Raw genomic sequence first — 22,573 nt, 5'->3', positions numbered from 1 at the left:
GGAGAAAACAGTTTGCGATATACGACAGCGTAAACGACAGCCGACAGTCTCATACTGCCGGCTGTCACTTCGTGACGAGCTTCGCCATCCCCAAGGTGGCGAAATCGTTCACAGAGTTACAGCCGGTCGTATCAGTCTTCCGCCGCGGCGGACTCGCCACGGGGGACCGTCACGTCGGTCAACGCGGCCTCGATCGCCTCGCGGCGGTCCTCGAACTCACCGGGCAGGACGAGCCGGCCGCCCAGATCGTCCAGCGGTTCGTCGTCGGTGTACCCCGGTCCGCTGGTCGCCAGCTCGAACAGGATCCCCGCGTGTTCCCGGAAGTACACCGAGCGGAACCAGTGGCGGTCGATCTGGGCCGTCGGGCGCAGTCCGGCCGACTGGACGGCCTGGCGCATCGCCTCCTGGTCCGCGTCGGTGGGCGTCTGGAAGGCGACGTGGTGGACCGTTCCGTGGCCCTGCCGACCGCCCTCGATCGTCGGCAACACGTCGACGTACCGGCCGACGGCCCCCGCCGCCTCGAACCGGGTCCGCTCGTCGCCCGGCGCGTCGCCCTGGGCCGCTTCGGTGTCGCTTCGTTCCAGTCCCATCGTCTCCAGTAGTTCCATCGTCGGCTGGGGATCGGCGACCCACAGCGTCACCGAGTGAAAGCCCCGGATCGCCGCCGACTCGGGGACGAACTCGGTCCAGGGGACCGTCGGGTCGTCGTCGGGGATCTCGACGGCGACGAGTTCGACCGGGAGCCCGTCCGGGTCCCGGAAGGGGAGGACCGTCTCGCCGAAACGCTCGACGCGGTCGTCGTAGTCGACGCCGTACTCCTCGAAGCGATCCTCCCAGTAGTCGAGGCTTCCCTCGGGGACCCGAAACGCCGTCCGGGAGACCTGCCCGGAGCCGACCTTCCCCTGGCGGAGGTTCTCCCAGGGGAAGAAGGTCATACTCGTGCCGGGCGTCCCCTCGGCGTCGGCGAAGAAGAAGTGGTACGTCTCGGGGTCGTCCTGGTTGACCGATCGCTTGACGAGGCGGAGCCCGAGCGTCTCGACCCAGAAATCGAGGTTTCGCTGCGGATCGCCCGCGATGCAGGTCACGTGGTGGATGCCGGGTGTCGGCGATACGTCTGCCATGTCTCCGAGTACGCGTCGGAACTACTTGAGTGCGTGCTGACACCAGTGTTACCGGCCGGTACGTCGGCGTGAGATTGCGGCCGCGGTCAGAGCGACCTCACGCGTCCGGACAGAAGAAGCGAACGATGCCCATGTAGGCGTGCCAGGCTCGTCCCAGCGGTCCTCGGCTGGTGTCGCTCTCTGTGAGATCCGTCCCGGCCGTCTCGCTACCGTGTTCTGCGTGTTCCATACAGATATGATATATTTCCCGATATTTATTTCCTTCTATCACCACTTTATTTCAGAATTTACAAATGAGGGTGAAAGTGTAATGGGCCGCTGAGCCAGCACCCAGAGCCGCGACAGTGAGTGTCCGCGCATACTGTCGCCGTCCGTCTGTGACCGATTTCGCCGCCCCGAAGTGGCGAATATCTTCACGACGTTACAGCCAACAGTCTCATACGGACGGTTGTCGTTGCGTACCGGTGCGCGTTGGGACGGGGGAGACGCTCAACGGTACATCGCTACAACCGTCCGTATCAGTCGTCACCGGGTGACACGGACGGCTCGGTCGTCTCGCTCCACGTTGGGACGTACTCGTCCCACAGCGCCAGCAGGCTCGGCTGGACGTAGATGCAGGCCAGGAACGAGTAGACGATCCCAGTCGCGAGGATGAATCCGAACTGTTGGAGCGCGGGCAGCAGCGAGAACGACAGGACGCCGAACCCGGCGGCAGTCGTCACTGCACTGCTGAGCAGTGCACTCCCGGTCCCAGTGACCGTGCGCTGCAGGGCCCGTTCGGTCGTGTGGTCGGCGGCCCGTTCCTCGGCGAAACGTTCGCTGACGTGGATCGCGTAGTCGACACCCAACCCGACAGAGAGACTACCGACCATCGCGGTGATGAGGCCGATCGGAATGTCGAGTGCCGCCATCGTCCCGAGCAGCCAGGTGACGCTCAGCACGACCGGTGCGAGCGTCAGTACCCCCAGCGAGGCGCTCCCCTCCCGGAGCCGGAAGACGATCGCCAGCAACGCCAGGACGACGACGAGTGTCAGCGTTAGGCTTTCGACCATCGTTGTCGCCAGGCCGTCGTTGAGGTTCTTCGAGATGACCGGCTGGCCGGTCGCGATCGCGTCCACGCCGTTGACGTCGTCGAACCCGGTACTGACTGCCAACAGCGGTGCGACTGCTGCGTCGCGGTCCCGGTTCCCTTCGGTGGCAATCCGGATCCTGATAGCAGTGTAGCGCCCATCCTCGGTCCGGTGGACGGTGCGCGTCGCCAGGTCGGGGGCCGTGTCGTGGAAAGCGTCGTAGACAGTGGCCACGTCTCGGTCGGGAATCCCGTCACCGTCCGTGTCCGCCCCGTGGAACGTCGCGTTGAACGTCTCGTTTTGCCTGGCTGCCTGGCGCATCGCCGACAGTGGCGTCACGATCTCGGGCGTCCCGCCCGGCCCGGCGAACACCGCGTCGTACTCGGCCGCCGTCTCGTTCGCGGCGGCGACTCCTTCCAGGACCGTCGGTGAATCGACTGCGCCTTCGACGAGGACGAAGCCCTGTTTGTCCGGTGCCTGGAAGTTCGCGTAGACGAACGCACGATTGTCCTTCAGGTAGAACTCGCTGGGCTGCATCGACGCCGGTAGTTCCTCGGTCCACGCGGGTGGGTCGTCGGCCATGAACGCGGTCTGTGGCGTCGCGACGTCGACCTGTGTGGCACCGTAGGCCCCGCCGGCACCGACGAGCAACGCGATGGCGACGACCACGAACGGCGCGCGTCGGGCGGCGGCGGCCCCGGTTCCGAGGACCCGGCGGACGAACCCGGTCGACCCCAGTACAGCAGGGGTGTCGGTGAAGCCAAAGCGGGCCAGCAGCGACGACGTCACGGTCTTGGCCGCGGGGACGAAGAGCCCGAACACGGCCAGGGTCGCGACGATACCGATCGCGGTAACGATCCCGAACGACCGGATGTCGCCCAGCGGGCTCGTGAGGTTCGCCAGGAACCCGATGGCAGTCGTCAGCGTCACCAGCACGAGCGCGGGGCCGACGCCGACGAGCGATCGTCGCATCGCGCTCCGGACACCGTCGTCGCGCTCGCCACGCTCCTCGCGGTACCGCATGACGACGTGCAACGCGTAGTCGACCGATAGGCCGATCAGCAGGATCGGGACCGCCACCATCGTCTGGTTGAACGCGATCCCGAGCCACCCGAGCGACCCCATCGTCCAGACGAGAACGACTCCGACTCCGATCAGCCCCAGGACCACGTCGATCGGGTCGCGATAGGCGATCGACAGCGAGAGGAGGACGAACAGGAGTGCCATCGGCCCGAGAATACCGAGACTGTCGGACATCGCGGCGTTCTGCTGGGGACTCACCAGCCCGCGGCTGTAGATGTAGTACGACTCGGAACCGGGCTGGTCGGTCGCGATCGCGCGTGCGGCCTGTTGCCCGGCAGAAACTTCCTCGGAGATCGCCGCCGCCGCGCGTACCTCGCCGTCGGTCTCCTGGGTCACGACGATCAGGTGGCTGTCAGCAGTCGTCGATCCCGGCTCGTACCCCCGAGGGAGCAGCTGGTAGGCAGCCCTACTCGTCTGCGAGGTCACCTCGGGATCGAGGACGTGCTCGACCACCGCCGCGACCTCGCGCTGATCCATCGACGCTAGCTGTGCGATCTGCTCGTCTAGCGTTGGCGAACTCGCCTCGCCGCCCGCGCCAGCTGTCACGTTGCCGTCGGTTCTAGGCGAATCCGACCAGCCGGTGATCGTACAGTTACACAGCTCCTCGCGTTCTTCGGCCCCAATGGCGGCACGTGCGACGAGGTTGGCGATACTGACTGTCGCCTCGTCCGCCGTGAGGGTCGGCGCGAGCGTCTCGTTGCGTTCGAGCGCACGCTGGTACCGGAGGGTCCGGACGAGCGATGCCCTGGAGAGCGCGTTGTCGCTCTCGTTGTGAACGGCGATCAGCGAGGTGGTCGTGTTCGCCTCGCGTGTCGAGAAGTTCGTTCTGGCGTCGTCGTACGCCTCCGCCACGTCGGACTCGCCAGAGAGGCTACTGACCGACGAAGACTGTTCGATCTGCCCGAGTCCGGCACCGAATGCCCCCGTCACGACGAGCACGACGAGGACGACCGCGATGCTGTGTTCGGTGACCACCGCGGCGGGACGATCGATCCACGACATCACTGGTCACGCTCCGTCGTCCTTCGGTGACGGTCGGACAGCGATGCCCCCGTCCCCTGGACTGGTGCCAGTAGTCTGGTGTGCCTTTCTCGCGATGATCTGCCGGTCAGTGCCGTCGGTTCGTGTTCCGTCGCTCGCATTGGTATCCGCGAGTCCGCCACGGGGGAAGACGATTCTGTGGGGGATACCAGTGGGATTCAAGAGGGGGACAGGTCGCCGTCGATACTGTAATTTTATGCCGAGCGACCGGAAGGAACCGATAGATGAAGCATCTGCGAGTCACCGCCCACGTCGATCCCGAACGGGCACCAGCGTTCTTCACGCTGCTCGCCAACTCCGAGGCCATCGAGGAGGCCCGCGTGATCGAGGTGAATACGACACCCGAGGGCGACGAGACGCTCCTCATCGCGATCGACGGCGACCCGACGGCGTTCGTCGAGGGGGCGACGGCGACTCCGGGGATCGAGTCCGTCGATTGCTCGGACGGTGCGGGCGACCGGTCATATGCTCTCGTCGTCATGCGGGCAACCGAGACGCCGCTGTTCGACGCGATTCACGAGGCCAGCACCGAACGTGGCCTCGTCGTCCGGACGCCGATGGTGTATCGCGACGGGGAGATGGTCGGGACCGTCGTCGGACAGGCCGAGACGATCCAAGACGCGATGGCCGACGCTCCGGACGCGATCGACGTTCGGGTCGACGAGATCGGCCGCTTTCGAGGCGGGCGAGACGACCCGACGGCGACGCTCAGCGAGCGGCAACGAGCGGCGGTACAGGCGGCACTCGACATCGGCTACTACGAGCAGCCCCGTGGCGGCACGCACGCAGACGTCGCCGAGAAACTCGACTGTGCGCCAGCGACAGCGAGCGACCACCTCCAGAAAGCAGAAGCCAAACTGGTCCGTGCGGCGACCGACGACCTCGGGCCGAGAGAGTAACGCGGGCGGGGCGGCTCAGTCCTCGACGAAGAACTCGGGCTGTTCGAAGGGCTCGTCTTCGCCTTCCACGTCGAGCACGTCCAGTGCCGTCACGACCGCACCGGTGCCGACCTCGTCGGCGAGGTTGGGCTGGGTGCGCCCCTCGTCGCCGGAGATCAGCTCCTTCACGTAGAGCCCGCCGGCCCCGTGGACCTCGATGTCGGCGTGGCGGGCGTCGTCGAGTGCGCCCGCAATGTCGTACACGTCGCGGGTCCGAGTGATGTCGGCACGACGGTGGTCGACGCGCTGGGGCGTGCGCTGTTCGATCGTCGCGCCGTCGAGCGTCGCCATAGCGTCGTCGAGCGTCGTCTCGTCGATCGGCGCTTCGAACTCTACGTCCATGCGGTAGGTCTTGGAAGCCTCGTGTTCCTTGACGCGGGCGACCATGTCGTGGGTCGCCAGCCGGAGCCCCTCGACCTCGACCTTGCCGTCGGCGAAGTCGTTGATCTCCACTTCGAGGTCGTCGGTGTCGACATCCCGGCGGCGGGGCTCTTTGATCTCGATGACGAAGGGACGACCACCCCCGAGCATCAGGGCGTCCACGTCCTCGCGGCCGGCTCCGTGAAAGACCGCCTCCTCGCCGTCCATCGCGTCGAGGACGACCGGCGCGGACAGTTGCTCGACGCTCTCGGGGTACCGATAGCCGGTGCCGTCACAGCCCGAACACTCCGCGCCGCGCTTGAGGCCGGTCGCGCCACACTCGTTGCAGGGCCACTTCGTCTGGGGGATGTCCCGTTCGAGCTTCCGGTAGCGTCCGTAGACGAACGCGGAGTTGACCTGCACGTCGATCTCGTCGGTCGCGAGGTCGATGGTCAGCTGTACGTCCGGGCGCTCGAAGTCCACTGCTCCGCCGGTCAGGTCGCCGACGCGGCGGCCGACCTCGCGGTTGAACTCCGTCTTGAGCTGTTCGCCAGCGAAGGCCTCGCGGTCGTCGTGGTCGGCGTCGGGCTCGCTGCCGTCCAGTCCCACGTCCTCGCGGAGCAACGCGTCGTTCTCCTCGAACAGCGGCGGCACCCGAGTGCCCAGCTGGTAGGTGGCGAACTCGTAGCCCTGGACCGCGGCTGCGGCCCGCTCGGCCAGTTCGTCGAACCGCGCGGTCTCGCCCTCACAGACCCAGCACTCTTCGGGCGGGTCGTAGGGCTCGTCGTCGTCGAGGGCGATCGTCGTCCGCAACGCCCGACCGCGCTCCGTGTTCGTCAGGCCGAAACTGCGCTCGGCGAACAGCCGGCCCAGACAGGAGTCACAGAGCGGGCCGGTCGCGACGGCGGCCCGAACGTCGTCGAGGAGTGTCATTGCCGGTGAGTCGTCACGACGGCGTAATTCAGTTTCGAACCCTCACTACGCCTGGCCCCACGTCCAGCGGGCGTCGAGGACGTACCGGTAGACGCCGCTGACGAGGACGGCGAACACGTTTGCCAGCAGATAGTACATGCTGGCCCACTCCGAGAGGGCGTAGAAGATGCCGAGCTGGATCGGGATCGCAGAGCCACGGACGAGGTTCGTCTTCAACAGGCCGACGAGGAACTCGCGCCGCCCGGTGTTCTGTGTCGCCTCGAACGTCCAGGCGTTGTTGAGCACGTACTGGAAGACGATCGTGATCTCGATAGCGATCGTGAGCGCGACGAGGTCGTTCAGGCGCCCGCCCTCGACGAACAACGCCAGCAACGCCTGCTGGAGCGCGAACGCGATGCCGCCGACGACGACGAACCGCCGCAGCTGTAGGGCGAGCGGACCGCTATGGAGGTTGCGAAGCAGATTCCGGACCATCTACTTGTAGCCCAGCGCCTCCAGTCTGGCGTCCAGGTCCTCGTCCATCTCGTCGTCGGCCTCGCTCTGCTCTGCCGCGTGCAGCAGGTCTGCGTGGGCGTCGACGAGCGGTTCGAACGCTTCGATTACGGCTCTGGCCTCGGCGTCGGGGCCGTCGGAGCGATCCGCCTGTTGACCGGGATCTGACGGCCGGTGGTACAGCTCCCGGTCGCCGGTGTCGACGTTCTCGATGTAACTCCAGTCGCGGTCGCGGACGCTGACGAGGAGGTCGCCGTCGTCGAGCGAGCGCGGGATGGGCTGGTCGGTGACTTCCTCGCCCCGGACCGTGACCGAGACGACCGGCTCGTCGGCCGGTGCCTCGCCCTCCAAGACGGCGGGGGCCAGCGAGTCCCCGCGCCACTCCGCTGGCGGGGAGACCCCCGCGAGGTCGGCCACCGTCGGCGGGAGCGAGTCGAGGGCGACCTGTCTCTCGACGCGCCGGCTCTCTGCGCCCGGCACGTCGACGATCAGCGGCACGTGGATCAGTTCGTCGTACAGCTTCGGGTAGTGAGCAAGGTGGCCGTGGTCCTGGAACTCCTCGCCGTGGTCGCCGGCCAGCACGACCGCGGTGTCGTCGTCGTGGCCGTGTTCTGACAGGGCGTCTAACACGCGACCGACGCTGTCGTCGACCTGTCGGACGGCGCTCTGATAGAGCGTCCTGAGGTTGCCAAGCGTCCGGTCCCCGACCTCCCAGCCCAGCCCGGCGTGGAGGTGAGCCAGGACCATCCGGTGGGTCCCGAAGCGGTCGGCAGACACCTCCCGGATGTATCGCGGGGCCGGGACGTACGGCGTGTGGGCGTCCATGTAGTGGATCCACAGGAAGAACGGCTCCGAGGCCGATTCGAGGAACGAGGTTGCCCCCTGTTCGATGTCGAACATCCGCGAGGTGTCGAGGAACGGACGGTGGCTCTCTGCCGACGAGAGCCACGAGCGGGCGCGGCGAAACGGCGAGGTCGCAAGCTGGAGCCAGGCCTCTACGGTCGGATGGGTCGCGAGATAGCGGCTGTAGATGCTGGAGCCCACGCTGGCGACGAAGGAGTCGAACTCGTCGAAGCCGTCGTCGTACCCCCAGTGTTCGGTCAGGAATCCGTTGGCGGCGTTGAAACCGCCGGTGTGGAAGCCCGCGTCCGAGAGCGTCTCCGCGAGCGTCTCGACCCCCGTGACACCGATCCGGCCGTCGTCGGCGAACACCGGCGAGGACGCCAGTATCGAGGGAAACGAGAAGGGCGTCCAGTTTCCGTTGGCGAAGGCGCGCTCGAAGACCGTTCCCCGCTGGGCGAGTTCGTCCATGACGGGTGTGTGGCGATCGCTGTCGTACGGACCGATGGCGTCCGCACGGAGCGAGTCGACCGTGACGAGGACGACGTTCGAGACGCCGGTTTCGGAGTGCATAGGTGAGACGTGTCGCGACCGCCGACGGCCGCAGTGGCCCGCTGCGAGCGAGCGAAGAGACGAGCGACGGCGGTCGACGGACTCGTTCTGTCTAGTAACACGTGGAAACGGACTTTACCGTTCCGGTCCGCCGCACCACCTGTCTCGGTATCGTCACTTTGCCGTCGGCAACGGGGCGGAAACGGGCGGACGGGCGCGCCGATCACCGTGGATCGGTGCGTTCATTATCCCGAGGGCGGCGGATGTGGTATGAACGTCGACGACGCCGTCGTCGCCGCGCTGGTCGGGCTGGCACAGGGCGTCCTCGAATGGTTGCCCGTCTCCAGTGAGGGGAGCGTGGCGATCCTCGTCACCGCGCTCACCGGGTCGTCGCCGACCGTGGCGACGCAGCTCGCACTGTTCGTCCACGCCGGCACCGCGTGCTCGGCGCTGGCGTACTATCGGACGGAAGTCGGGACGGTGCTCGCTTCGCTACGGGAGTGGTCGCCCCGGACCGCGTTCGAGGACGACACGGCGGACCTCTCCTTTCTCGCCCTCGCGACGCTGGCGACGGGCGTGACCGGGCTGCCGGCTCTGCTGGTCCTGGAGGCCGTCGTCTCGGAGCTGACCGGCGGCGCGTTCGTCGTCCTCGTCGGGGGCCTGCTGGTCCTGACGGGACTGCTCCAGCGGTTCGCCGCCTGGGTGTCGCTGGGCACGAGCGAGACGCCCGACTGGCTCGACGCCGTGCTGGTGGGCGGGCTGCAGGGCATCGCGATCCTTCCGGGAATCTCTCGGTCGGGGACGACCGTCAGCGCGTTGCTGTTGCGCGGTCACGAGGGCGAGTCCTCGCTCCGGCTCTCGTTCCTGCTGTCGATCCCGGCGGCCCTCGGCGCGAACGCGATCGTCGTCCTCAGAGACGGCGTCCCGGTCGTCTCACCGGCGGCCGCCGCGGTCGCGCTGGCGGTGAGTGCCGTCGCCGGCTACCTCACGGTCGGGGCGCTCGTCAGTCTCGTCCGGCGCGTCCCCTTCTGGGCCGTCTGTGTCGGCTTCGGCGGACTCGCGATGCTGGGCGGTGGCCTACTGCTGGTCTGACGGCCACGACCAGCGACGAGAGAGGGTGTCGGCCTGAAGGACTTATATACCGGAAAACGCAACGTTCGTGACGAGCGAGGAGATGAGCAGCGAAGAACAGAAGCTGGTCGACACTGCGGGCGACTACATGTACGCCGTCAAGAGCGGCACGCCGGTCGATGACCCACAGTGGCGCTCCTGTCGGCTCGTCATGACCGACAAGCGCCTCGTGTTGGCCAACAGCTCCGGCAAGCAGGCCCTGCCCCACAGCAACATCGAGGTGGTGGGCGAGGAGGAGCTGCCCGCGTCGGTCGATCCAGCGGGGGCGACGCCGATGCGTATCGGCGACAACGTCGTGCTGGTCGACGCTGCCGACGTCTCCGACTTCGAACTGGAGTACTGCCGTGCGACCCTCCACGCGACGGTCATCCTGACGAAACACCCCGCCGTCGTCGGCGGCGTGATTCAGGACGAAGCGACCTGGCGCAAGACCAGATTCCAGCTCGACGACGACGTGATCACGCTGGCGTTTCCCGGCGGCGAAGAGACGACGTTCGCAGTCGACGACGTGGGGACCGTCGAGACGAGCGAACAGGCGGTCATGGGAGAGACGCGGACCGTTCTGGAGGTCGAGCACACCGACGAGGACGACCGCAGCGTCGAAACGTACTTCTCGGGGATGGACCACCACACGACGGCTCTGCAGTCGCTGTTCGAGCGCGTCATCGAAGAGCGAGAGGGCGACTACGAACTCGACGAGATCGAGAGCCAGGTGTTGATGGCGCTTTACTCCGGGGTCTCGCCCTTCGAGATGTCGGACTTCGTCGGGATCCCCGTCGACGAGGTCGAGGAGATCTACCAGAAGCTCCTGGACGTGGGTGCGGTCGACGAGGTGCGCACCCGGACCGAGGTCAGCCTCAACGCCCAGGGTCGCAACATGGCCAGCGAGGCGATGAACGAGCAGTAAACCACACGGACGGGGCCAATTCTCCCGTCCAAAAACTGGGGCGGAAGTTATATTCCCCAGAGTGGGCAACGTGCCCGTAACGACCCCGGACCAGCATGAGTGACACCGAGAAGAAGATCGCGGACACGCGCGGGCAGTTCATGCAGGCGGTCCAGGAGGGACGCGAACTCAGCGACGCGTCCTGGACGGCCTGTCGGATCGTGCTCACGACGCAGCGACTGGTCCTGATCTCGGACGGGAAACGACAGATCTCTCTGCAGTCGATCGACCGGATCGCGGATCGACACGACGTCAACCAGGCCAGTGCCGGCGTCTCGAACTACGTCGCGCTCCACGTCGGCGAGGACGTACTGCTGGTTTCGGCCGGCGAGCACGAGGCCTTCGAGACGGATCTGTACCGGGCGTCGCTGAACGGCGAGATCATCCTCGTCCAGCACCCGGCCGTCGAGGGCGGCGTCGTCCAGAACACCGAGTGGACGAAAGGCCGGATGAAAGTCACCGACGAGGCCCTGCAACTCGCACTGGCAGACGGACAGGCCGTCGAGGTCGAACGGGCGGACATCGGTGGGCTGACCATCGAGGACAAGACGGTGTCGGGCGAAGAACGGACCGTCATCGAGGTCGAACACACCGACGACGGGATCAGCGTCGAGACCCACCTCGCGGGCGAGGAGTTCCACGCGACCGTCCTGCAGGTGATGCTCGAAGAGAGCGCCGAGCGAAACCAGGCCGATCTCGACCTCTCCAGTACGGAGCGGCGGGTCATCATGGCGCTGCACTCGGGGGTCTCCCCGTTCGACATCCCCAGCTTCGTCGGGATCGACGTCGAGCAAAGCGAGGAGATCTTCGACCGGCTGATCGAACTCGACGTGATCAGCGTGGTTCGCGAGCGCACCGAAGTCCAGTTGACGACGAAGGGACGGCGCGTCGCCGGGGAGAACATCAGCGAGCAGTAATCGGCCGAGAACTGCGAGTAGGCTCTTCCTACGGTCGTCTCCACTGTGCGCCCCCTCGTTAGGGGGGGCAAAACGTTCAAACGTCCGCTGAATGATTAGTTTCGTATGAGCGTACGAACCGCCGTCGTCCTGGCGGCCGGTGAGGGAACGCGACTGCGCCCGCTGACGCGCAACCGTCCCAAGCCGATGTTACCCGCGGGGAACCGCCCGATTCTCGAATACGTCTTCGACGCCCTCGTCGAGGCCGGTCTCGACCGGATCGTCGTCGTCGTCGGCTACAAGCGTGATCGCGTGCAAGACCACTTCGGCCCGTCGTACCGGGGCGTCCCGCTGAGCTACGTCACACAGGGCAAACAGCTGGGCAGCGGCCACGCTCTCCTGCAGGCCCGCGACGCGGTGTCCGGTCCCGTCCTCGTGGTCAACGGCGATCGCGTCATCGACGGCGAGACGGTCGGCTCCGTGATCGACCACTTCGAGACCGACCCAGAGACGCCGGCACTGGCGGTCTTGGAGCGTCAGGACGCCAGCCACTACGGGGCCGTCGACCTGCGGGACGGCGATCTCCACTCGATCGTCGAGAAGCCCGAGACCGACGAGTACCGTCTGATCAACGGCGGCATCTACGCGTTCCCCGAGTCGATCTTCGACGAGATCGAGGCCACGCCACGGGCCGAAGGGGAGCTGGCACTGACCGACACGATCGCGCGCCTGATCGACTCCGATCGGGTCCGCGCGGTGACGACCGACGGGCTGTGGGTCGACGCGACGTATCCCTGGGACCTGCTGACGGTCGCCCGCGAAGTGCTGGCTCGCGGACGGGTCACGGAGTCGAACCGTCGAGACAGTGTCTGGGTCGCCGACTCCGCGCACGTCCACGCGGACGCGACGCTGCAAGCACCGGTCGTGGTCGGTCCCGACTGCGAGGTCGCGGCGGGGACGGTGCTCGGACCGGACGCGGCGCTGGGAGCGAACGTCACTGTCGGCGCGAACGCGACGGTCCAGCAGTCGGTGCTCGACGCGGACACGCGCGTCGACGCGGGCGCGACGCTGGTCGATACGGTCGCCGGACAGGACGTGACACTCGGCGTCGAGACGGTCGTCCCCGGCGGTCCCGCGGACGTACAGATCGGGACCGAAGTGTTCGAAGACCGGACGCTCGGTGCGGTGTTCGCCGACCGCGTGACGACGCGAGGGAACGTCTCGGTGTCGCCCGGGACGCTGGTCGGCCCGTCGGCGACCCTCCACGCGGGCGTTCACGCCTTCGGCCACGTCGCCGAGGACGCCGAGGTGGTCCGCTGATGTGCGGGATCATCGGCTGTGTCGGCCGGGCCGACGAGACCCTCGACGTACTGGTCCACGGGCTCTCGAAGCTGGAGTACCGCGGCTACGATTCGGCCGGGATGGCGCTTGCCGACGACACGGTTTCGGTCGCCAAACGGTCCGGCGAGATCGACGAGTTGCGTGCGCTGCTCGACGAGACGACGATCGACGGCGCGGTCGGGATCGGACACACGCGCTGGTCGACGCACGGTCCGCCGACCGACGCCAACGCACACCCACACGGGGACTGCACCGGCGACGTGGCGGTCGTCCACAACGGGATCATCGAGAACTACCAGTCGCTCCGGGACGAACTGGTCGCCGACGGCCACGAGTTCGCCTCCGACACCGACACGGAAGTGATCCCACACCTCGTCGAGGACGCGCTGGCAGACGGCGCGGAGCCGATGGCGGCACTGCGGCGGGCCGTCGACCGCCTGGAGGGGAGCTACGCCGTCGCCGCAGTCGTCGCCGGTACGGAGGCGGTCTTCGTCGCACGCAACGACTCGCCGCTGGTGCTCGGCCTCGACGAGGGGAGCGAGCCACACGGGGCGTCGGCGGCCACCGGCGGGACGACGCGAGCGACCTACCTCGCCAGCGACGTGCCCGCGTTTCGGGACTACACCGACCGGGTCGTCTACCTCGCCGACGGCGAGTTCGCACGTCTCGACGCCGAGGGCTGGACCGTCACCGACGGCGACGGGACCCCCGTCGAGAAGGAGATCGACACCGTCGCCTGGGACGCCGAAGAGACCGGCAAGAGCGGCTACGATCACTTCATGCTCAAGGAGATCCACGAACAGCCCCGCGCACTCCGCCAGTGTCTCCGGGGTCGCGTCGACGAGCTCGGTGCCGCCGTCGACATCGAGGATCTCGGCGACCTCTCGCCGACCGGCGTCCAGTTCGTCGCCTGCGGGACCTCCTATCACGCCGCGCTGTACGGCGCACAGCTGTACCGACAGGCCGGCATCCCCGCCCAGACCTTTCTCGCCAGTGAGTACGCGACCGCACCGCCGCCGATCGGCGACGCGCTCGTGGTCGGAGTCACTCAGAGCGGCGAGACCGCAGACACCCTCTCGGCGCTGCGAGAGGCCCGCCACCGCGGCGCACGCACGCTGGCCGTGACCAACACCGTCGGCTCGACCGCGGCACGCGAGTGCGATCACGCACTGTACATCAGAGCCGGCCCGGAGATCGGCGTCGCCGCCTCCAAGACCTTCGCCTCGCAACTGGCGGCGCTGAACCTCCTGGCGCTCGGGACCGCGCCGGTCGACCGCCCCCGCGAGACGATCGCCGGACTGCGTGACCTGCCGGGACAGGTGCAGGCGCTGCTGGACGACTCTCGCGCCAGTGCGGTCGCCGAGCAGTACCAGGACGCCGGAGCGTACTTCTTCGTCGGCCGCGGCCACCAGTACCCCGTGGCACTCGAAGGCGCGTTGAAGATGAAAGAGATCACCTACAAGCACGCGGAGGGGTTCGCCGCGGGCGAACTCAAACACGGTCCGCTCGCGCTGGTGACCGACGACACCCCGGTGTTCGCGGTCGTCGTCGGCGACGGCGAGCAGGCCCGCAAGACCGTTGGCAACGTCAAAGAGGTGGAAGCTCGCGATGCGCCCGTCGTCGCCGTCACGGACGGGCAAAGTGACGTGGAACGGTACGCCGACGAGGTGCTGAAGATTCCCGAGACCCGCCCCGAAGCTGCCGCGGTGCTCGCGAACGTCCAGCTCCAGCTCGTATCGTACTACACCGCGAAGGGGCTGGGCCGATCGATCGACAAGCCCCGGAACCTCGCCAAGAGCGTCACCGTCGAGTAGCGACGGCGGACAACCCCCGTCTCAGCGGCCCCACTCGCGCTGGGTCTTGGGTCGCGAGGCGATGTCCTGGACGTTCAGGGGCTGGTCGTCGGCGTTGATCGCTTCGAGGGCGGCCTCGGCGGACTCGCGCGTCGAGAAGTACGTGACCGTCTCCTCGACACACGCTTCCAGCACGTCGCGGTTACGCGACAGCACCATGTCGATCTCGCCGTTCTGGATCGCTTCGACGATGGCGTCGACGTCCTCGAAGTCGTCGAAATCGAGCACGTCGAAGTGGTCCTCGAAGCCGATGATCGGCATGTCGACCAGCGCCGTCCCGTCGAGCGGGATCGGTTTGTCGACGGACATCTGTGCCTTCTGGTAGGCCTTGCCGAAGGAGCCGGCCGTCCCCATGACCTCGCCGGTGGACTTCATCTCCGGGCCGAGGCGCGGGTCCGAGCCCGGCAGGCGGTCGAACGGCAGGACGACCTCCTTGACCGAGACCTGATCTGGGACCTGCTCCTCGTAGTCGAGTTCTTCGAGGGTCGCCCCGGCCATGACCTTCGCCGCGATCTTGGCCAGTGGGACGCCCGTCGTCTTCGCGATGAAGGGCACGGTTCGGGAGGAACGCGGGTTGGCTTCGAGCACGTACACCTCGCCGTCGCGGACCGCGAGCTGGACGTTGAGCAGCCCCTCAGTCTCCAGGGCCGACGCGATGTCCTCCGTGACCTCGCGGATGCGGGGCATCACGTCTTTGATCTCCTGGGAGCGTGGCGGGATCATACACGCGGAGTCACCGGAGTGGACGCCAGCGGTCTCGACGTGCTCCATGACGCCGCCGATCAGCACGTCCTCGCCGTCGGCGACAGCGTCGACGTCCAGTTCCACGGCGTCCGCGAGGAACTCGTCGACGAGGATCGGGTTGTCCGGGGAGACGCGGATGGCCTCCTCGATGTAGGTTTCGAGGTCCTCGTCGTTGTACACCACGTCCATCGCACGGCCGCCGAGCACGTAGCTCGGACGCACCAGGACGGGGTAGCCGATGTCGTGGGCCAGATCCAGCGCCTCTTCCTTGCTGGTCGCCGTCCCGCCTTCGGCCTGTGCGATGCCCAGGTCGTCCATCAGCTGGTTGAAGCGGTCCCGGTCCTCCGCGAGGTCCATCGCGTCGACCGCGGTGCCCATGATCTCACAGTCGAGGCCGCGACGGTCGAGTTCCTGTTCGAGCGGGTGGCCGATGTCGACGGAGGTCTGGCCGCCGAACTGGACCATCACGCCGTCGGCGTTGGTCGCCTCGATCACGTCGGCGACTTCCTCGGCCGTGACCGGCTCGAAGAACAGGCCATCACTGGTGTCGTAGTCCGTCGAGACGGTCTCGGGGTTGTTGTTGACGACGTGGGCGTCGATGCCGGCCTCTTCGAGCGCGCGCACCGCGTGGACCGAACAGTAGTCGAACTCGACGCCCTGCCCGATCCGGATCGGGCCGCCACCGACCACGACGACGCTCTCTACGTCGGGATCGATCTGCAGCTCGTTGCGGTCGATCCCCGAGATGGGGTCTCGCGTCGAGTAGTAGTACGGCGTCGTCGCCTCGAACTCGCCGGCACAGGTGTCGACGAGCTTGAAGTCCCGATCGACCGTCTCGCTCTCGACGTCCTCGACCGTGACTCCGGACCCATCCGTCGCCGCTTCGAGTTCGTCGCCCTTCTCGCTCAGGTCGCCCTCCGGAACCCAGGAGGCGTGCGTGTCGTTGAACTCGCCGCCCGCCATCGCGGTGATCTCCTGGTCGGTGAAGCCGGCCTCGGCCGCGGTCGCGAAGTCGCCGTTCTGTGCGGCCTCGGCGGCTTCCTCGATCTGCTGGAAGCGCTCGACGTACCAGCGCTCGATGTCGGTCAGCTCGACGATCTCGTCGACCGTGTAGCCGCGGGCGAAGGCCTCGAAGATGGCGTAGGGCCGATCCGGCGTCGGGCGGATCAGGTAGTCGTCTTCGAGTTCGTCGTCGTCGACCTCGCTCCAGTCGACGGCGGGGTCGTACTCCGAGGAGCGCAGCGCCTTCAGCATCGACTCGGGGAAGGTCCGGCCGATGGCCATCGCCTCGCCGGTCGACTTCATCGCCGTCGACAGCTCGAACTCCACGTCGCGGAACTTGTCGATGGGCCAGCGCGGCACCTTCGTGACGACGTAGTCGATCGCTGGCTCGAAGGCCGCCGTCGTCTCGCCGGTGATCTCGTTGTCGATCTCGTGGAGACGCTTGCCCATCGCGACCTTCGCGGTCACGCGAGCGATCGGGTAGCCCGTCGCCTTCGAGGCCAGCGCGGAGGAACGGGAGACACGGGGGTTGACCTCCACGACGCGGTACTCGCCGCCGGGCGTGCCGTCGTCGCGCCAGGCGTGCTGGATGTTACAGCCCCCCTCGATCCCGAGTTCGCGGATCACCTTCAGCGCGGAGTCGCGCATCGCCTGGTGGCCCTCGTCGGGGATGACCTGCGAGGGCGTGACGACCGTCGACTCGCCGGTGTGGATCCCCATCGGGTCGATGTTCTCCATGTTACAGATGATGATACACGAGTCGTCGGCGTCGCGCATCACCTCGTACTCCAGTTCGACCCACCCCTCGATGGACTCGGTGATCAGCACCTCGCTGTTCCGAGAGAGGCGCAGCCCCTTGCGGACGCGCTCGATGAGTTCCTCCATCTCGTGGACGACGCCCGAGCCGGAGCCACCGAGCGTGTACGTCGTGCGTGCGATGACCGGCAGGCCGCCGACCTCGTCGACGGCGTCCTCGACGCGGTCGCGCAGGCTCTCCTCGGTCAGTTCGGTGACGGTCTCGCCCTCGTCGAGGGTGATCGTCGTCGAAGACGGCACCGGTTCGCCGATCTCCTCCATGCGCTGTTTGAACAGGTCACGATCCTCCGTCGCGTAGATCGTGTCCAGCGGCGTGCCCATGATCTCGACGTCGTGCGCTTCGAGGACCCCCTCCTCGGCCAACTCGGCCGTGACGTTGAGGCCGGTCTGACCGCCGAGACCGGCGATGACGCCGTCGGGATCTTCCTTCCGGATGATCTCGGAGATCGCCTCGGTGTTGATCGGTTCGAGATACACCTTGTCGGCCATCTCCGGATCGGTCATGATCGTCGCCGGGTTCGAGTTCACCAGGACGACCCGTGCGCCCTCCTCCTGCAGGGCACGGCACGCCTGTGCGCCGGAGTAGTCGAACTCGGCTGCCTGTCCGATCTGGATCGGGCCACTCCCGATGAGCAAGATTGTGCGGTCTTCGCTCTCTGTCATTGTCCGTGGGGAGTCCGCACATCGTAATAAGCCCGGCGAAAGGATACGAAGATCGAAACCGAATTTCGAATGTCGTAATGTGGTGGTGTCGCATGGGTGGTCGTGACACCACCCTGACCGTCGATCGATCGAACGCGTCCGACGGACAAACGACTGTCCCATTACCCTACCGGCTACAATCCCGGACTGGCCCGGGCACGCCTCACGAGACCGACAGCCGGCGAACGCTGGCCGCCCGATCAGTTGTTCCGGTCGGCGAACTGGTACCGGTAGGGCTGGTCGCGAATGACCTCGACCTCACCGGTCTGTGCACGCCGTCCGAGTACCGTCGCGACGCGGTGGGCGCTGTCGAACTCCTCGCCGTGCTCGTCGAGGACCTGCAGGATCTCGCGCGCCGTCAACGGCTCGTCCGGGTCGGCGTCTTCGAGCACCGATCGAATTCGCTCGAACTCGCCGTGCCGTGTGCGCATGTGCATACACACGCCTTCACACACCATATAACACCGTCAGACAGCCGTCAGACGGCGTTCTGGGCAGAACCGCCGGACGGCGAACTGTCGGAAGATGCAGACAGCTGTCATACGCTATCGCCGCCCGATCTACGTTCTATGAGAAGATCTATATAGACTGCTCGCCCCGCTCGCGAGACTCTCCGAATTGCTCGTCCCGACCACGACTCATACTGCCGGCTGTAACTTCGTGAAGATCTTCGCCACCCCGGGATGGCGAAATCGTTCACAGATTTACAGCCGGTAGTATCAGACCGGCGAGTCGTGCTCGGACTCGAAGTGCCAGCAGACGACATCTGCTGTTGTCTCGCTCGCGAGACTCTCCGAATTGCTCGTCCGGACCACGACTCAGACCGGCGAGTCGTGCTCGGACTCGAAGTCTCGCCGCGCGCGGTACTGCTCGACGAACTCGCTGACGTCGAACTCCAGCATCTCCTGTTCGAACTGGTCCATGACCGCGTCGTCCTCGGCGTGGCTGACGGCGTGTTCCATCAGCTCGACGAGCAACTCGACGACGATCTCGTGGAGTCGTCGGGAGTCGAAGTCGGCCACCCACACCAGAGCGTAGCCGACGGCCCCGTCCTCTGCCACGTCGGCGACGGCCATCTCCTCGGGGAACTCCTCCATCACGATCGCCATGAGGTGCGCCGTAGTGAACTCCTCGCGGTCGTCCTCCGCCGGTTCGACGGTCTCGGTGAGGATCTCGACGAGAAACTCCGGGACGAATCGCGAGAGGGGGTGCATGTCCATCACGACGGCGTGGGTCTCGCCGCAGCGACAGTCGATCTCCCGCAGGCCCATGTCGAGTTCGTGGATGGAGCGCTCTTCCCCACAGGGCAGTTCCATAGACTGGCCCCCGTCCCCGGGCACGCCGGACTCTGTCATTACCGTTCGTAGCGCGTTCGAGCGGTTAAAACGAGCGATGTCACTCGGCGTCCTCACGAACGGCCACGTCGAGGCGTGTCAGCAGGGATCGATCTCGGGCCCAGAGACTCGCTGCGTCTCGTTGTCGGTGACGAGGTACGTCGCCCTGGAGGCGGAATCGGCTTCGATGTCCTCGTTCCCCCAGGCGTAGGGCTGCTGAACGTCGACGTAGAGCCCCGATGTTGTCTGATTGACGACTGTCCCTTCACGGTCCATCACGATCGGGTAGGTGTCCCACGACTCGACACAGGAGGCGTTCCGAAGCTTCGAAGCGACGTACGCTTTCTCGGCATCGAGTGCTCGCTCGACGACCTTGGTCTCGTTGACGTTCGAGACGACGGTTCGCTCGGTGCTGTTCGTGGCGTTCGACTTCGTCTCGGTGACTGTTCCGGCTGGTCCCGGATTACCGACACAACCAGCCAGTAGTACCGTAACGACGAGGAGCGCGGTACGGAGACCCATGTGGGCGTGGTGCCGCGGTCCCGATAAGTGTCTTCTGTGAACGGTGGAAACAACCCGGATCGATCGTGAACGGCTGTCGCTGCGGGCGGACAGTCAGGGCCAATCGTCGCGTTGCTCCTCGGACTCGACGGCGTCGGGAGACTCCGGATCGCCCAGTTCCCAGTCGGCCGCTTCTGCGGCACCTTCGACGGTTAGGTACTCCCAGTCCGCGGTCTCGGCCAGCGCCGCGTCCTCGTCGGTCGTGCCGACGAAGACGTGACGCTCGGTGTCGAACTGCTCTTTGACGTTGCCCAGGCTCTCCTCGCGCCCGCGTGGGCCCGAGAAGAAGTCCTGCCTGATCCGGTGTTTCCGACAGAAGTTCGTGACGACGTAGGTGGGTTTCTCGGAGATGACGCCGACGTACTCGGCCCACTGGCGCGCGTCGTTGAAGACGGCGTCGGGGTGGGCCAGTTCCTTGAGCGCCGCGAGCTCGATCGCGAGTGTCATGTCGCCGCTGCCGCCAACCATGCCCGAATCTCGGCCGTCACCGGAAAAAAGGCCGTCGGTTCTACGGCCGGCGGTCGTCCGCGTCCCGGAGCTTCGACGCCTCTTCGTTGACTTTCTCCATCTCTCGGACTGCCCGTCGACCGTCTGCTTGGCCGTGGGCGTAGTTGACCGAGGCGTCGAGGAGCGATCCGGCGTGATCTCGCTGGTCGTCCTCGTCGGATCGCCCGCGACGCGAAACGCCGACGAGCCACCGGAGCAGAGCACGGAGCATACACGACTGTTGTTGGCTCAGGGACAAAAAGTGTCGGTCGGAGCGACGAGAAAGACCTTCTCGCGGTTTACTCGGCCTGTGCGGGAGCGACTTCTTCGAGTCGCTCGATGTCGACGTCTTCTTCCAGCAGCAGTTCCTTCTTGTCTGCGACCTCGCGTTCCTCGCGGATGAGCTTCTTGAACTTCGACTGCTGGGAGAGATCGCCGATGAGCACGCCGCCGATGAGCTTGCCGTCCTTGAAAGTGAGTCGACGCCACTCCGTGTCGGAGTACTTTCGCTCGCAGTCCTCGTCGCCGAGCGTCGGGTGACCGAAGGAGAGGAAGGGGAAGTCGAAGTGGGTGATCGAGTACGTCGAGACCCAGCGGAACTCTTCTTCGGCCGCGTCGGCGACCATGTTGGCACCGGCGACCGATCCCTGCTCTTTGGCCGAGCCCCACGCGCCGTTCTGTGCGCGCTCGTCGAGGATCGTGTCGTAGAACTGCGTGATGTCGCCCGCGGCGTAGACGTCTTCGACGTTGGTCTGCATGTACTCGTCGACGACGATCCCGTCGTCGGTCTCGATGCCCGAGCCGGCGAGGAACTCGGTGTTGAAGTCCAGACCGATCGCGACGCCCGCGAAGTCGCCGTCGTAGCGGTTACCGTCGGGGTCGACGGCCGCCTCGACGTGACCGTCGTCGTCGACTTCGAAGTGGTCGACGCCGGACTCGAAGACGGGTTCGACGCCGACGCCGCGCATCGCGTCGTGGATGATCTCCGCGCCGTCGAGGCTGAGCGCGTAGCGCCACCAGCGGTTGCCACGCATGAGGAACGTCCCGTCGATCCCCTGTGCGCCACAGATCGCGGCGAGGTCGATCCCGAGCAGGCCCGCACCGACGATGATCGCGTCGTCGGTCTCCTCGGCATGTTCGCGGATGTTGCGGGCGTCCTGGAACGTCCAGAAGTGGTGGATCCCGTCGGCGTCGGCGTTGTCGACCGGGAGCTGTGCCGGCGTCCCGCCGGTCGCGACGAGCAGCTTGTCGTACTCGTAGCTGTCGCCCTCGTGGGTGTGAATCTCGTGGGCGTCGGTGTCGACTTCGGTGACGTGCGTGTTCAGTTCGAGGTCGATGTCTCGCTCCTCGTACCACTCGGGTTCGTGGATCGAGATCGGTGCCTCGGGGAGCTTGCCCTTCGCGAACTCCTTGATGAGGATCCGGTTGTACAGGGCCTCTCCCTCGTCCGTGATGACTGTGACGTCTGCGTCTGGATCGGCTTCGCGGATCGACTCTGCAGCCGACGACCCCGCGATGCCGTCACCGATAATCACGTGCGACGTGCTCATAAGCGGGACGTTAGATATCGGGCTTAATGTGGATTGCCATCTTCGCGTCAGGTGGCAAGTATTGACGCGGCGGGTGAGAATTACCCCCGATCGCGGGGTTGAAGGCCGTCGCGACCAAGGGAAATGTGATGAAACTCCGCCAGAACGTCAAGCACTTCGCGGCCAAGCAGGCGCTGACACTCCCAGTCGTCGGCGAGGCGGTCAACGACCGGCTGGTGGACTTGCACACGAACGTCTTCGCGGACAAGGCCGACGCGAGCCGCGCCGACGAGCGGCGCGCCCACCTCGACGACTTCTTCGACGCGACGATGGACACCTACGTCGCCGCGCTGGAGGCCGGCTTCCCCGAGGCCGAGGCCAGAGAGATCACACACGTACAGGCGAACTTCGACTTCTACAACCACGGCTGGACGGAGATGATGGAGTTCCCAGCCGACGAGCTGGCGGCCCACTACGAGCGCTACGAGTCGTTCTTCGAGCGCTACGACATCACGATCGACGAGCCACTCGGGACGTTCGCTCCCGAAGACGGCATCACCGAGGCCCCGTCGACGCCCGAAAAGCTCGACGACCCCGAGCACCCTCACGCGGAGGGCGGGTTCGCCGACGACGTGTACGTCGAGACCGACGACGGCGAGATCGTGGTCGGCGGTCAGGAAGAGCCCACAGACGTAGATCCGAGCGAGGCCCCCGGCGTCGAAGAGTAGCGCCGCCGGTCGCCGTAGACCGCCCTCCGACAGTGCCATCCAGGCGACGGTCGGACGACGGCGTCCGCTGGACG

The 22,573-nt window shown here is 66.4% G+C and carries 20 protein-coding genes; 7 read left to right on the top strand and 13 right to left on the bottom strand.

What is annotated here, in order from left to right; genetic code table 11:
* Window positions 1–131 precede the first annotated feature (131 nt).
* The 3 genes from IL252_RS15140 to IL252_RS15135 form a co-directional block, all read right to left on the bottom strand.
* Window positions 132–1,121 carry a ring-cleaving dioxygenase gene (locus tag IL252_RS15140; RefSeq protein WP_208628695.1) on the bottom strand — a complete coding sequence of 330 codons (990 nt, stop codon included), beginning with the start codon at window positions 1,119–1,121 and terminating at the stop codon, window positions 132–134.
* A gap of 97 nt (window positions 1,122–1,218) precedes the next feature.
* On the bottom strand, window positions 1,219–1,350 hold the full coding sequence (locus IL252_RS17770) for a hypothetical protein (protein ID WP_279634293.1): 132 nt from the start codon (window positions 1,348–1,350) through the stop codon (window positions 1,219–1,221).
* Window positions 1,351–1,639: 289 nt separating this feature from the next.
* Entirely contained in the window at window positions 1,640–4,276 is a 2,637-nt protein-coding gene (locus IL252_RS15135) for an RND family transporter (protein WP_208628694.1), read from the bottom strand.
* 263 nt (window positions 4,277–4,539) lie between these two features.
* On the opposite strand from IL252_RS15135, the gene IL252_RS15130 reads away from it, so the two are divergent.
* Entirely contained in the window at window positions 4,540–5,214 is a 675-nt protein-coding gene (locus tag IL252_RS15130) for a helix-turn-helix domain-containing protein (protein WP_170093693.1), read from the top strand.
* Window positions 5,215–5,229: 15 nt separating this feature from the next.
* Here IL252_RS15130 and IL252_RS15125 read toward each other — a convergent pair whose 3' ends face one another.
* The 3 genes from IL252_RS15125 to IL252_RS15115 are packed head-to-tail and all read right to left on the bottom strand — an operon-like array spanning window position 5,230 to window position 8,451.
* Entirely contained in the window at window positions 5,230–6,546 is a 1,317-nt protein-coding gene (locus IL252_RS15125) for a tRNA pseudouridine(54/55) synthase Pus10 (RefSeq protein WP_208628693.1), read from the bottom strand.
* A 45-nt stretch (window positions 6,547–6,591) separates the two neighbouring features.
* Window positions 6,592–7,020, bottom strand: a complete 429-nt coding sequence (locus tag IL252_RS15120; protein ID WP_208628692.1) for a GtrA family protein — start codon at window positions 7,018–7,020, stop codon at window positions 6,592–6,594.
* Window positions 7,021–8,451, bottom strand: coding sequence for a sulfatase (locus tag IL252_RS15115; protein WP_208628691.1), 1,431 nt, complete (start codon window positions 8,449–8,451; stop codon window positions 7,021–7,023).
* Between the two features lie 249 nt (window positions 8,452–8,700).
* On the opposite strand from IL252_RS15115, the gene IL252_RS15110 reads away from it, so the two are divergent.
* From IL252_RS15110 to glmS, 5 genes are all read left to right on the top strand, one after another.
* Window positions 8,701–9,522 (top strand): undecaprenyl-diphosphate phosphatase, encoded by an 822-nt coding sequence (locus IL252_RS15110; RefSeq protein WP_208628690.1) that lies wholly within the window; start codon window positions 8,701–8,703, stop codon window positions 9,520–9,522.
* An 82-nt stretch (window positions 9,523–9,604) separates the two neighbouring features.
* The gene (locus IL252_RS15105; RefSeq protein WP_208628689.1) at window positions 9,605–10,468 is read left to right on the top strand and encodes a CheF family chemotaxis protein; all 864 of its coding nucleotides are present in this window, start codon (window positions 9,605–9,607) and stop codon (window positions 10,466–10,468) included.
* Between the two features lie 95 nt (window positions 10,469–10,563).
* Window positions 10,564–11,424: a CheF family chemotaxis protein gene (locus tag IL252_RS15100; protein ID WP_208628688.1), complete on the top strand. Its 861-nt coding sequence runs from the start codon at window positions 10,564–10,566 to the stop codon at window positions 11,422–11,424.
* A gap of 105 nt (window positions 11,425–11,529) precedes the next feature.
* Window positions 11,530–12,723, top strand: coding sequence for a sugar phosphate nucleotidyltransferase (locus IL252_RS15095; RefSeq protein ID WP_208628687.1), 1,194 nt, complete (start codon window positions 11,530–11,532; stop codon window positions 12,721–12,723).
* Window positions 12,723–14,558 carry a glutamine--fructose-6-phosphate transaminase (isomerizing) gene (gene glmS / locus IL252_RS15090; RefSeq protein ID WP_208628686.1) on the top strand — a complete coding sequence of 612 codons (1,836 nt, stop codon included), beginning with the start codon at window positions 12,723–12,725 and terminating at the stop codon, window positions 14,556–14,558. Before IL252_RS15095 ends, glmS begins: the two co-directional genes overlap by 1 nt.
* Window positions 14,559–14,579: 21 nt before the next feature.
* Here the strand turns inward: glmS and carB are convergent, their stop codons facing one another.
* The 7 genes from carB to IL252_RS15055 form a co-directional block, all read right to left on the bottom strand.
* Entirely contained in the window at window positions 14,580–17,822 is a 3,243-nt protein-coding gene (gene carB / locus IL252_RS15085; RefSeq protein WP_208628685.1) for a carbamoyl-phosphate synthase large subunit, read from the bottom strand.
* Window positions 17,823–18,061: 239 nt separating this feature from the next.
* Window positions 18,062–18,292: a hypothetical protein gene (locus IL252_RS15080; protein WP_018257712.1), complete on the bottom strand. Its 231-nt coding sequence runs from the start codon at window positions 18,290–18,292 to the stop codon at window positions 18,062–18,064.
* A gap of 387 nt (window positions 18,293–18,679) precedes the next feature.
* Window positions 18,680–19,216: a DUF5815 family protein gene (locus tag IL252_RS15075; RefSeq protein WP_153552581.1), complete on the bottom strand. Its 537-nt coding sequence runs from the start codon at window positions 19,214–19,216 to the stop codon at window positions 18,680–18,682.
* Between the two features lie 78 nt (window positions 19,217–19,294).
* Entirely contained in the window at window positions 19,295–19,717 is a 423-nt protein-coding gene (locus IL252_RS15070) for a hypothetical protein (protein WP_208628684.1), read from the bottom strand.
* Between the two features lie 93 nt (window positions 19,718–19,810).
* Entirely contained in the window at window positions 19,811–20,224 is a 414-nt protein-coding gene (locus IL252_RS15065; protein WP_153552582.1) for a hypothetical protein, read from the bottom strand.
* A gap of 40 nt (window positions 20,225–20,264) precedes the next feature.
* The gene (locus IL252_RS15060; protein ID WP_208628683.1) at window positions 20,265–20,474 is read right to left on the bottom strand and encodes a hypothetical protein; all 210 of its coding nucleotides are present in this window, start codon (window positions 20,472–20,474) and stop codon (window positions 20,265–20,267) included.
* Between the two features lie 67 nt (window positions 20,475–20,541).
* The gene (locus IL252_RS15055; protein ID WP_153552584.1) at window positions 20,542–21,792 is read right to left on the bottom strand and encodes an NAD(P)/FAD-dependent oxidoreductase; all 1,251 of its coding nucleotides are present in this window, start codon (window positions 21,790–21,792) and stop codon (window positions 20,542–20,544) included.
* Between the two features lie 128 nt (window positions 21,793–21,920).
* Here IL252_RS15055 and IL252_RS15050 point away from each other — a divergent pair, with 128 nt between their 5' ends.
* Window positions 21,921–22,499 carry a DUF6149 family protein gene (locus IL252_RS15050; RefSeq protein WP_208628682.1) on the top strand — a complete coding sequence of 193 codons (579 nt, stop codon included), beginning with the start codon at window positions 21,921–21,923 and terminating at the stop codon, window positions 22,497–22,499.
* The last annotated feature ends 74 nt before the right edge of the window (window positions 22,500–22,573 follow it).

Origin of the sequence: Halomicrobium sp. IBSBa (assembly GCF_017612575.1) — an archaeon.
GTDB lineage: Archaea > Halobacteriota > Halobacteria > Halobacteriales > Haloarculaceae > Halomicrobium.
Note: the sequence above shows the minus strand (reverse complement) of the source record. Positions and strands in the feature narration are given on the sequence as shown.